A 12378-nucleotide genomic window follows, 5' to 3' on the forward strand; every position below is an offset into this window, starting at 1 on the left:
ATTAAAACATATCGCGCATGAAAGAAAATCAAACGACCAAATACCGCATCCAAATCGACAGTGATTTACTCGCATACCTCAATCCCGAATCGGGCGAAAAATGCACAAAAATGGCTGCGTTCCGTAACCTTGTGGAGATAGCCAACGGGAACAAGAAAGAGTTCCCTGCCATCGCCAAGCCCTTGCCTGAAGGACAAGTGGCATTGACGGTCAGCGGACTTGCCAAACATTGGAACTGGCACCGCACCACGGTGAGGAAATTCCTATCCACATTGGAGGAAACAAATGCTGTCAAAGTCATTGGCCGCAGCGGCTATTTCATCCTTACTGTCACTTGTGTAGTGCCGAACGGGGAGAACTCCCAAGCTCCTTTGTTGTCGGAAGAGGAACTACTCCTGAACCACTGGCTCAGTGGCTACCTCACCATCGAGGAATCGGTGGAGATGCTTGCACACTTCATCACCGAAACGGATAAACTATTTGTTTCAGAACCGACAAACAAACGCTCCGGACGACAAGCATCCACCGGTGAACGCCTGCACAAGCTGATAGCCCATACCATCCTCCAACGCACAAGCATCATTCCAGCTGATGAACGGGTGAATAAAGCCCTCGAACGACTGTACGTGGACGAATGTGGCAAAGACCTTGCGCGTTTCCTACAGCGGTTGACGCTCGCCGGATTGCGGCTCATCGAGACAAGAAACCTGCGGGAAGCACAAGCCACTTGTAGCGGCAATGAAACTGCCGACACCATTCTACGGCATTATCTCCCCTTTATAACGCAAGAAAAGCCCCACAACGGGCTTAAACCGCATGATGAAACCAAACCCACGGGCGAATTGGAAAACTAAGTTAGGATGGTTTGTTTCCCCTGCGCTGTGCTTCACAGGACTACGTACAAAGCATCCCGGCAAGCCGGATGGGTAAAGACGGAGGTCTTGACCTCCGACCCTGACGACAGGGCTTGCCCACGAAGACTGGCTCTGCCTGCGTAGCCTAATACGCACTTTGCCCCAACCGGGCAAAATGCAGGAACCGCCCAGGGCGGCAGCAAGCTGAAAAAACAGACTGAATTATGGCAAATGACATCAAACAGGTATTGGACATCAGACCCGGAAAGGGTATGAGTGTGGGCCAAAGCGACGAGCACCAGCGCAATTGGACGGAAAAGGGTTGGGACTGGGCAACGAAGCATGGCAATTATGACCGAAGCCGTGATCACCTCAATTTCGAGGTTGTGAAAGGCGGCATCATCCAGCCGGTTGATAAGTCAAGGACTATCACCGGACGTATGGCCGATAATCTGCGTGAGCGTGGCATCACCGACCCGAATGCGAAATTATGCGAACCGAAGTACCGCACCGTGGCGAACATCATCTTTGGCGGCTCCAGGGAGAGGATGCACGAAATAGCCTTTGGCAACCAAAGGGTGGACCTCACGCACGGGGCTGACAATTCGCATATCCGGCGCAACAAAGACATAGAGCGTTGGGCATTGGATGTGTACAGGTTTGCGTGTGAACACTGGGGCGAGGAAAACGTCATCGGCTTCTATGTACACCTCGATGAACTGAACCCTCATGTGCATTGCACCGTAATACCGGTGGATGAGCGGAATAAAATCTCATTCAACAAAGTTTTCGGTGGGAATATTTATGATTCCAAGAAGCGTTTCTTCGCACTCCATGATGAGTTTGCCAAGGTAAACGAGAAGTGGGGTATGAAACGCGGCAACAGCATTGCCGTGACTGGTGCGAAACACCGTACAACGGAAGAATACCGCCGTGCGTTGAGCGAGGAATGCACGACCCTGGAGGAACAGATTGAGAACAACAGAAAGTTGCTCGGAGAGTTGCTTGCCGACATTCGCTTTGCCGAGAAACGAGTGAAAGGACTTGGTACGATGATCGCTAACTTAGAGGAGAAAAAGAAGCAGATGATTGCCGAGATGGAAGCCCTTGCGGAAGAGTTGAAAGCAGGCCGTGGCGATTCGGAGGAATTGCGCAAGAAGATAAGCAAACTCGACCTTGACTTGCAGAAAGTGCTTGACAACCTCACCGACAAGCGCAACAAATTGGGAATAGCGGACAAGCAACTCTCAGAACTTCGCCAGATAGAGGAAGAAACACGGGAACGTGCGTTGGAATACCGCCGGGACCTCAAAGCGGCGACTTACGACTTGGAACATCAGGTGCGCTATCGCCTTGCCGATGCACTGTTGGGCGACATATTGCATGAATTCAAGTCATTGCTTCCTACATTGGACGGTGAAGGCCAAAGCCTGTTCGATGATACGCTGCTGAAAGAAGTGGCCGAGCGTGGCGAGGATATTTTCAAATGCGCCATCTACCTCTTTGCAAACTATGTGGACTTGGCCACAACATTTGCAGAAAGCCACGGCGGCGGAGGTGGCGGCAGCGACCTACCTTGGGGGCGCAATGAGGACGAGGATGACCGGGCGTGGGCAAGACGCTGTCTGATGCAAGCAAGCCGGATGATGAAGCCCAAAGGTGGCAAAAGCGTCCGCCGGAAATGACAAGGCAAGTGATTTTCAACAGCCTATTTCCTATGCCTTACAGTATGATTGACAGTATGATAAATTGCCGCTACCGAAATTCTTGTTAAGCACGAGTTGAAAGAGGCTTTCGGCCTTTTTGCAGACGCGGCGAATCATTTCTTTTGCAAACAGAAAACAAATACACAGATAAATATGATAAGGAGATTTTTATTGCTATCTGTATTGTCCCTGCCACTCATGGCAAGGGCGTACAATGTTCCCATGACGGACACCATCCGATGGGAGATTCTTCCGCAGTGGGAGGAATTGTTGCAACCGTTGGAGCCGGCCTATTTGGAGAATGCCGTGGAAGTTTCCCCTTGGCGTGGCAACTGGTTCGTGGACGTGTCCGGCGGCGTGTCGGCATTCGTCGGTTCACCGCTTGGTTGTGGTGACATCTTTGACCGAACAAAGCCAGCATTGTCCGTCTCCGTGGGCAAGTGGTTCACACCGGCCATCGGCACACGAATCGCCTTCCAAGGCTTGCAGTTCAAGGACGCACAACTTGAATCAAGGGACTTCCTGCATCTCCATGCCGATTTGATGTGGAACGTGTTGTCGGGTTTCTCACGTACCAAAGAGGATTTCCGCTGGGACTTGGCTCCCTACGTTGGCTTGGGCATCCTGCACAATGACGAATTAGGCCGCCATCCCTTTGCCGTTTCTTACGGGGTACAAGGACGATACCGCTTGACCGGCCGCCTGCACCTCACGGCAGAACTTGGCTGTGCCACCACCTTCAAGGACTTTGACGGCATGGGCGCAGGTAACAAGTGGGGCGACCGTCTGCTATCCCTAACCGCCGGATTTTCCTATACTATCGGAAAGAAAGGCCGGAAACGTGTGGTGGATGCCTCCCCTTACATCGGGCGTAACGAACGGTTGACCGGCTATGCCCGCAGCTTGCGCAATGAGAACGAGCGGCTCCGGAAGATGAACGGCAATACCACCCGCATCATTGCTGAATTGGAGAAGATATTGAAGTTGGAAGGGCTGCTGGACAAGTATGTGGACAGGCTTTCTTCGATGAAAGACGAACGTGACGGCAAAGGCTTGACAACCGGCTATCCCAAGAATAATTACAGCGGGTTGAACTCGCTTCGTGCAAGGTTGCGAGATGCCCAAGCGAACAAGGACAAGCATAAAGGCGATACCGCTTTTATCCACAGTAAAAACACCGTTTATAGGACATACGACATGGATTCCACTTATAGAAGCGGTGGTTCCTTCCAAAGCAATGATTCCATTGTTTCAACCTTGCCTGTGGACGGCAGGTATATCGGCCCGCCCATCTATTTCTTCTTCGTGCTGGATACTGACAGGCTTACCGACCCTTCGCAGTTGGTCAACCTGGACGGCATCGCCCGGATTGCCAAGAAGCACGGGCTGCACGTCCAAATCATCGGTGCGGCAGACAGTGCCACCGGCAACGACACCATCAACAACGGCTTGTCTCAAAGACGTGCCGCATACATGGCCGGAGAGTTGCAAAGACGTGGCGTGGATGCCGATAAGATAGAAACAGTTTCAGTCGGTGGCATTAACGATTACAATCCCGTAGAAGCCAACCGCAATGTTTGTGTAAGGTTGCTGTTACCATCATCGGACACGACAGATTAGGTGCTTGTTGTTCATAATAATAAGAATGGCTTGAAATAACTTATTTCATTGGTTTGAACCAAGGATTCTTAGGGGTTGGCTGGCTTGTGAAAGCCGGCCAGTCTTATATCCGCAAGTCAAATTCAGACAAGTCGTCGCTGCAAGGTTCATCGCTCTCCGGATCCAACGGCAAGATTTCCTTTTTTACCACTACATTCTTCCCTTTTCTTTTGCCATACCACAAGTTTATCATGCTGTTCCCATGAATAATCGTCCTGTCGGGCATCCAATCAATGTCTTCCGGTTCTTCATCATAGACACCCCATTTACGACGTTGGTATGGATAATCCACAACGGTATCTTCGGGCTTGGATTCATATTTCCCCGCATCATCTTCCGACCAGCCTAACGCTTCCAAATAACACCAGAAAGCATTGGGCATTTTGAATGTCTCGGCGGCAAAAATGGCACCTACCACCTTGCCACCGTCCGCTTCCACTTCCTTTCTGAAATCTTGCAGGCTATTCCCTGTTGTAAGGATGTCATCCACCACTAATACCTCCTTGCCCGCCAAGTCCTCTTTGAAGAAATAATTTTTCTCCAATGTAGCATTTCCTCTGTCCTTTTGCAGGTGCAAACTTTCCCTGTCGCCCGTGTAACGGACATACGATATGCCGCACACAAGTTCCGGATATTCGTCATGTACATAGTCCGCCATCGTTTTGAACCGCCTCCAATATTTGCGCTGTGTACTGCACGGCATGAACATGACAATGGTACCTGGTTGGGGTTTCAATCTCTCTATTCCGGCCACAAGGAAACGGATGCCATCATGCTTGCCGTCCTTGAAATCCAAAATGGATTGGCAGAACTGTTTTTGTGCTTCACTCAAGTATGGATTGTACCGTGACGGGAAGTAATAGTCCGTAAATACGCAGGGGATTTTTTCACTTTTGAACACTTTCAACGGCTGATGGACGGCAGCAAACCTTGCAACGGTGATGGGGAAAATCTTTCTCGCTTCCTGGTTGCCTGCCAACACCGCCTTGCGGGTGAATTCCCTGCGCAGTTCCAAAGTAGGCGCATATTGGGCGACGGCACAATAGGCATCGCCCAGTTTTTTCTCCAATACCGTGTAAGTGCCAGTATCAGGATTAGCAATACTATGATGATAAATTGTTCCATCTGTTTTCATTTGCTTACATAAAAGGCTGCAAAATTAGCAAAACCGACAGAAGCATGAAGTGTTTTTCAAGAGAATGTCAAAGCAACAGTTCCACTTTGCCACCCTTTTATATGCTGACAGTTATCCAGCTGTACAGACTCTTTACCGCTCGCGCTCATGCCCTTGCCGCCGGGCGTATTTTCTTGTGCGAATTTCAGTCGTCCGCTGTTGATGCCGAAAACTTTTGGGACGAAGGCAGGATGTAGCGGTTGTCCCGATGGCAGGAATCTTCCTTTCCCTTGCGCCAAAGCGTATTCCTGCCAAAAAGTTTGCGCCATAGGCGGGCGGCTCATCCTGCACCGAAAAATAACTTCCTGAGACAAGGGCAAGCAGCCCGATAGCAGGGAAATAAAAACATCATCATTATGAGATTTACAGTATCATCAACCGCAATGGCGAACAAACTGGCTGCAATGGCCAAAGTAATGAACAACAAACCGGCACTGCCCATCCTTTCCACGTTCATGCTGGAGGTGAAAGAAGACACACCGCTGGAAGTGACCGCCTCCGATTTGGAATGTGTATGGCACGGCTCGCTGGATATTACAGGACAGGAGGGAACAGGCAAAGTGTGCATCACGGCGTCCACCTTGTTGGAGGCAGTGAGAAATCTGCCCGAACAGCCGATTACCTTCACCATTAATGATAATGACAAAAGCGTGACCATCCACTATTTGAACGGACATTACGACATGGCAGGGTTTGCCAGCGATGAATATCCCATGATGCAAGAAGAGAGTGACATTCGCTTCGACATGGACGCTGCCACATTATGCAATTCCATTGACCAATCGCTTTATGCCGTTTCATACGATGCCCAGCGACCTGTAATGACAGGGATAAGCTACACTTTTGCAGGTGAAAAGGTGGAGTGTGCCGCCTCCGATGGACACAAGTTGGTGCGCAACACCTATCCCTTGGCAGGAAATGCGGAAGATTGCCGTTTCATCTTGTCGGCAAAGACAGCAAAGATTGTCAAGTTGTTGTTACAGAAGAAGGAGGGCAACGTGGAAGTGTCATACAACAAGCGGAACATTGTGTTCAAAACCGACACGGACAGCTTTAGCACACGGCTGATAGAGGGGGTATATCCCAACTATAATGCCATTGTTCCTACCAACAGCGACAAGGAAGCAACCATCGACCGCCAAGCTTTGTTATCTGCCATCCGTCGTGTGGGCATATTCGCGGAAAGGACGAGCCGCCAGCTTGTATTGTCCTTTTCGGGAATGGCTTTGCTCCTCACAGGACATGACTTTGACAATGCCACTTCGGCCGAGGAAACCGTATTCTGTGCCTATCAAGGGGATGAAATCCGTATTGCTTTCCACGCCGAGAACCTCAAAATGGTACTGGAGAACATAGATGCAGCCGAAGTACGCTTCCGCATGAGCGAAGCCTGCCGTGCCGCCATCATCGAACCAGTATCAAGCGATGGCCAGTCGGAACACTTGGCTTTGCTGATGCCGATGATGTTGCCCGAGTGACACAACAAAAAGTACAGGGTGTTCCCAATGCCCTGTACCCCATCCAAACATATTATCTAACCAACAAACATTTACAATCATGCCTAATTGGTGTAACACATCCCTTGTATTCAAGGGTGACAAACAAGAAATCAAAACCCTTTACCAAACGATGAAAAGGTTGGAAAGGCGCAAAACTCCATTGGTAGAAAACGGCTTTGGTACAAACTGGCTGGGATGCCTTGTCGAAGCCTTGGGTGGCCATTGGAAAGAAACCTATTGCCGAGGCACATGGTTTTCTTTGGAATGTCAAGGGAATATTCTGCGTATGGAAACCGAAACTGCTTGGTCACCCTGCATCGAAACATACGACTTCATCTGTCAAAAATTTCCATCACTGAACTATTACTACCGCTCCGAAGAACCGATGATGGCGGAATACATGACTAATGATAGCGATGGACGTTATTTCAAAGAGCGTTACAACGCGGACGTGAATGTTCCTGATGGAGAATTTATGGTGGAGTATTTTAACCGTATGGAAGAAGCCCTGCAATGGATAGCTGAAATAAGCAAGTGCGATATACAGTCGGAAGAAGATGTGGAAGCCCTCAATGAGCAATGGCATACTGGCGACAATGAGGGATATTGTTACCTGCATCATTACCGAATAGCCTAAACAGGCTCAAATCAAACGGATGGTGCGGTTCATGGGATGCCTTACAGGTTTCCCATGCCGCATAAGCCGTCCATACATAGGTTGCCACATATTTTGTTGGCAATAATCACATGATAGAAAACGGGATATGGTTTATATTTGTTTATTTTGCATAGAAAATCACCGATATGAACAAACGAAACATTATATTGGAAGATGGCGGCAATGCCGTGGCAAGTTGCCCGGTCATTGTTTCCGCAAGCCGCAGCACCGACATTCCGGCGTTTTATGCCGACTGGTTTTTCCATCGCCTCCAAGTAGGTTACTCGGTATGGACAAACCCTTTCAGCAAAGTCCGGAGTTACGTATCTTACAAGGATACAAGGTTTATCATATTTTGGTCGAAGAACCCGTACCCCTTGTTGCCTTATTTGGATATTCTGCGAGGAAAGGGCATAGGGTGTTATATACAATACACATTAAACGATTACGAACTCGAACGCTTGGAAACAGGTGTTCCTCCATTGGTGGAGCGCATAGACACGTTCAAGAAACTGGCCACACGTTTAGGCAAGAAAGCCGTGATATGGCGTTTCGACCCCATGCTGCTCATGGAAAGCCTCTCCTTGGACGGCTTGCTTGATAAGGTGGAACGCATAGGTGACCAACTCAAGGGATATACCGAAAAAATGGTGTTCAGCTATGCCGACATCGCTAACTATAGAAAGGTAAAATCCAATTTAGACAAGAGCGGGATATGTTACAGGGAATGGACGGAAGGGCAGATGGTTGAATTTGCAGAACGCCTTTCCGAGTTGAACAAGACGAATGGTTGGAATTATGCCTTGGCGACTTGCGGTGAAAAGGTGGAGCTTGCCCGGTATGGCATAGCTCATAACCGTTGCATCGATGCCGACCTCATCGCCCGCTTGGCTTGGCAGGACAAGACGTTGATGAAGCACATGGGTGTCGAAGTCAAAGAAATAACCTCGCACGGCCTGTTTGATGACGGCTTGTTGCCGCCAGGTGCCATACCATTGCCGGGAAATCGGTATTTCATAAGCCGACATAAGAAAGACCCAGGCCAACGCCTGTTTTGTGGCTGCATGGCTTCCAAGGACATCGGGGAGTATGACACCTGCCCCCATCTTTGTGAATACTGCTATGCCAATTCCTCTAAACCTTCGGCATTGGCTAACTGGGAGCGGCATCAAAATAATAAATTTTCAGAAACAATTACAGGTAAATAATGGCTATGGGCAAATATGATTTTATCAAGAAGGGTGCCACAGTCTATTGGCATGACCCGGATGGCGGTTTATCGGATGGGGAGTATGAGATAATATCTGCTCCTGAAGAAATTGAAGAGGACAGCATCATTTTAATAGCTTCCGATTGTTCGGAGGCAGAAGTTTTCCCCACGGAATTGTCCTGTTGCTGAAATGAAATTACAAAAATTGGAAATGGGTCAGCCGTTGGGAAATACCCCACGGCTGACATTTTGATACATGATACAGCATCCGTTTGCAAGAACGATTCCTATTTTACCTACCTCGGCGATATGGCACATAGTCTTCCGCTATAGCCCCCACCAGTTCCCTGTCCTCATGCGCCACCTCCTGCGTATTGCCGTCACCGTCCACATCCATGATGTCCGGCTTGGCTTCGATGCGTTCTTGCACGGCATCAATCTGCTGCGAAATCATCGAGGTAGCCCTTTTTACATCGAACAAGGTCGTTTTCAAGAACTCCGGTGATTCCTGCAAGCTACCCAGCCACGATTTCAAGTAAGCCGCTGATTCCTCTTTTATCTGTTTTACCATGCCATACCGCGAGGCCAACAGCGCACTGCCCAGTTCGGCCACCAATTCTTCCCTTGCATACTCCTCCGACCCAAATGCGGCAGGTTTCAAACGGTTCAACCGGCTTTCATGCCCGGAGCTGTGAGTCATTTCATGCAGCATGGTACCGTAATAGGACTCCCCATCTACAAACTGCGACTTTTCAGGGATAACAATTTCGTCTTTGCTGATACTGTAATACGCACGGTCTTGGTGCATGGGGCGAATGGGGCACACCCATAGCCCTTTATCCACCATTTCGTCCAATGGGGCGAACGAGAATGACTCACCTTCCAATTTTACGGGTGGTTTCAGTGCATTGGCAGACCGAATCTTCTCGTATAGTTCGGGACGAGCCTCGCGGAGGTTGGTCTGGTCCACATTGAATACGTTATATACGTTCATCTTCGGATAGACATTGTACCGCTGCTTTTCCTCGTCCGACAGCCGCTTGTACTCGTCATATTTGATTTTCTCTTTCGTTTCCTTGTCCACTACGGTAAAGGTGGTGATGAACACTGGAAACGATTTCTCACCTTTCTGCACGGATACCAACGGCAGCTTTTCCCCGTTCTCATCCACCAAAGGCTGACGCGAGCCGTCCTTCTTCTTGCTGTAATTGAGTGAAAGCGCGGCATCGAAGGTGCAAAATACAGGAAGCTCGTACCCCCTTTTCTCACATTCCAATGCCAACATGAGGGCATTCATCCCGTTGTACTCCCTGCCCGAAAGATTCTTTGGCCATTTCATCATGCCTTCTGTAAACCAAGGCTTCGACCAGTCCTTTTTCAAGGTGGAAATCTTTTCTATCATCAGTTCCGTGAATCGTTCCAACGCCCGGTCTTCCGCCGACGGGCCATCCCTATGGTAATCATTCCTCTTTGCCATGCCTACGCTTGTGTTTGGTTGTTATGCTCCTTTTTTACCCATTCTGCCAACTCTTCCACCCGGCAAGCAATGTTGAGTTTGTCAAGGTAGGCTGACAGTTCCAGCTTGCCTTTGGCTGTTATACCTGTCTTGGGTACAAGGAATGCCTCCCGCTCAGCTGAGAAACGGATGAAACGCACCCAAGTGAAAGCGAAGGCATCGCCATCTTTCTCGGTACTGAAAGCCGAGAACACCAGATACTTGCCGCCTTTTTTATCAGTCTTTTCCTCCACCTGCTTGCCGATGGTGCCGCGAAATTCAATGTCGCCCTCTATGTTGTCCTTGTCGGATGCAGGGGTAAAATCCACTGCATCGGCATGGAAATTCAAGTATAGGTTGTCGCTGCGCTTGCGAAAAGTGAGCGTGCCTCGCATTTCTACCTTTGTACCCACAGCATATGGGTTGGTGTCCGATTCACCTCCATCCATTGACACGGAGATTTCCACTTGCTTGCCCGCTCCCGACTTGGCGGGAATGGTGGTCTTGACACCAAAGCAGATGAATGTTTGTCCCTCGCTATTGGTCCGCACCGTCGCCGCCCGGCTGACCGTGCCGTTGATTGTCACATTGCATTTAATCATATGGTTATCCTTTATTGGTGATGTATTCGATATTTTGTCTATTATCTCATTTGCAGGTTCTCGCCTTGTCCGTTACGTTGTTCCATTCCCTGCTCATAGTTCCGAGCCACTTGCCCGGAAAGGGCGATGCCGCCCACAATTGCCGCCACTTGGCTGCGTTTCTGTTCTGCCGTGGTACCCGTATCGGAAAGGACAAGGGAAAGGCGGTTCATCTCCGATGCGGTCAGTTCATGCGAGAAACTGCCGTCGCCACTGTCGATATGCAAGATGGGGCGGCCGTTGTCCTGCACCTCCAACACGCACTCCTTGCAGGCGGGCAGCAATGCCGAGAGGTCGATGCGTTTGCTCAAGGCCGCTTCGGTAGCCATCCTCATCTGTTCCTCCTTATTGTCAATCTGCATGGCGAGAGCCATAAGCGAGGTGAACATAGTAATGGCCATTTCCACAATGGGGTCAGTACCGTAACCGAGGTGCTCGTTGCTGTCCTCCGATGAAAGTAATTTCTTCATCCACTCATCCGGTGACAGGCCTGCGTCAATAGCCGTGCCGTCTGTGGCTTTGTATTTTGCCAATAAATCCTTGCCATCGTGCAGCAGTTGCAGGTTAATCTTCCCCTTTTGGGCAATCTCAGCCAAATATGCCGCAGGGTCGATGTCACGCCTTGTACCGTCGGTGGAGAGTTGCGCCACACCGAATTGGAGGTTGTCACTTGACACGCCCACTTGCTGCCCGGCGTTTACCGTATCGCCCACTTTGGCATGGGTGCTCGTCAGGCCTTGGTAGCTGACCTGATAAGTGGTTCCATCTGCCCGTGCATACTCCACGGTCAATGATTTGCCGGCATCCACTGCCACGACCTTGCCATTGTCTTCCGTGGCCAATACGGCTTCATTGTCCGTTGGAAGAGTGATGCTGCGCTGTTCGCCAAACGGCACAGTCACCAACAGAAACTCTGCCCGTTCCAACGGAAAGGCATAATCCTTGCTCTCTCCGGCAAGGTGGCTGTCCCTATCCTCACCCGGTGTCCGGCCTTGCGCTTTCATCTCTTCCATCACCATGCGGTCGTACTTGTCAAGCCCGTTCCGCTCAATGATGCCGATGAGCGAGGCAGCGTAGTTGCCTCCCGTGGCATATCCCGCTTGTTCCAGTCCTTTCGCCCAGCCTTGGTAGTCATCAGCTTGCAGGTCGAAACAACCGGTGTACCGCTGGTTCTCCGAAAGGAAGCGTGAATGGTGTTCGTAGGAATCGGCCACGCTGTCATAGCTGCAAAACTTCTCATTGGGTTTGTCATCTGTGTACAAGCCATACTTGCCGCCACCGTCCAACCAGCCTTGCGTGGCCTTGATGCCGAAATGGTTGTTCTCTTTCTTTGCCAAGGTGCTTTCGCCGTTGCTGCTTTCCAAAATGCCCTGTGCCAGTGTCACGGAGGCCGGAATCCCATACCGACGCATCTGCTCCATCGCATATGCTGCGTATCGCTCCGCGTATGTTTCGTTCTTGCTTTTGCCCATATCCAAATCT

Annotated in this window: 10 protein-coding genes and 1 pseudogene; 6 read left to right on the forward strand and 5 right to left on the reverse strand. The window is 50.0% G+C overall.

All coding sequences use genetic code 11. The features are described from left to right. Window positions 1-17 precede the first annotated feature (17 nt). From C233_RS0110120 to C233_RS0110130, 3 genes are all read left to right on the forward strand, one after another. On the forward strand, window positions 18-854 hold the full coding sequence (locus tag C233_RS0110120; protein WP_018667481.1) for a hypothetical protein: 837 nt from the start codon (window positions 18-20) through the stop codon (window positions 852-854). Window positions 855-1078: 224 nt separating this feature from the next. Further along, entirely contained in the window at window positions 1079-2539 is a 1461-nt protein-coding gene (gene mobV / locus C233_RS0110125; RefSeq protein ID WP_018667482.1) for a MobV family relaxase, read from the forward strand. Between the two features lie 174 nt (window positions 2540-2713). Further along, the gene (locus C233_RS0110130) at window positions 2714-4180 is read left to right on the forward strand and encodes an OmpA family protein (protein ID WP_025068905.1); all 1467 of its coding nucleotides are present in this window, start codon (window positions 2714-2716) and stop codon (window positions 4178-4180) included. Between the two features lie 103 nt (window positions 4181-4283). On the opposite strand, the gene C233_RS22570 is transcribed toward C233_RS0110130, so the two are convergent. Next, complete coding sequence (locus C233_RS22570; protein WP_241217542.1) at window positions 4284-5354, reverse strand: phosphoribosyltransferase family protein; 1071 nt, start codon at window positions 5352-5354, stop codon at window positions 4284-4286. A 56-nt stretch (window positions 5355-5410) separates the two neighbouring features. After that, window positions 5411-5662 carry a hypothetical protein gene (locus C233_RS0110140; RefSeq protein ID WP_018667485.1) on the reverse strand — a complete coding sequence of 84 codons (252 nt, stop codon included), beginning with the start codon at window positions 5660-5662 and terminating at the stop codon, window positions 5411-5413. Between the two features lie 87 nt (window positions 5663-5749). On the opposite strand from C233_RS0110140, the gene dnaN reads away from it, so the two are divergent. From dnaN to C233_RS0110155, 3 genes are all read left to right on the forward strand, one after another. After that, window positions 5750-6871 (forward strand): DNA polymerase III subunit beta, encoded by a 1122-nt coding sequence (dnaN, locus tag C233_RS0110145; protein ID WP_025068904.1) that lies wholly within the window; start codon window positions 5750-5752, stop codon window positions 6869-6871. Window positions 6872-6950: 79 nt separating this feature from the next. Continuing rightward, window positions 6951-7529, forward strand: coding sequence for a hypothetical protein (locus C233_RS0110150; RefSeq protein WP_025068903.1), 579 nt, complete (start codon window positions 6951-6953; stop codon window positions 7527-7529). A 167-nt stretch (window positions 7530-7696) separates the two neighbouring features. After that, a complete protein-coding gene (locus C233_RS0110155) occupies window positions 7697-8758 on the forward strand; it encodes a DUF1848 domain-containing protein (protein WP_025068902.1) in 1062 nt (353 codons plus the stop codon). A 408-nt stretch (window positions 8759-9166) separates the two neighbouring features. On the opposite strand, the pseudogene C233_RS0110165 reads toward C233_RS0110155, so the two are convergent. From C233_RS0110165 to C233_RS0110175, 3 genes and pseudogenes are all read right to left on the reverse strand, one after another. Then, window positions 9167-10237: pseudogene (locus C233_RS0110165) on the reverse strand (ArdC family protein); the annotation flags it as partial. A gap of 2 nt (window positions 10238-10239) precedes the next feature. After that, window positions 10240-10857, reverse strand: coding sequence for a hypothetical protein (locus tag C233_RS0110170; RefSeq protein ID WP_018667491.1), 618 nt, complete (start codon window positions 10855-10857; stop codon window positions 10240-10242). Window positions 10858-10898: 41 nt separating this feature from the next. Continuing rightward, window positions 10899-12368 (reverse strand): glucosaminidase domain-containing protein, encoded by a 1470-nt coding sequence (locus C233_RS0110175; RefSeq protein WP_018667492.1) that lies wholly within the window; start codon window positions 12366-12368, stop codon window positions 10899-10901. Between the last annotated feature and the right edge of the window lie 10 nt (window positions 12369-12378).

The organism is Bacteroides gallinarum DSM 18171 = JCM 13658, from assembly GCF_000374365.1.
Classification (GTDB): Bacteria; Bacteroidota; Bacteroidia; order Bacteroidales; family Bacteroidaceae; genus Bacteroides; species Bacteroides gallinarum.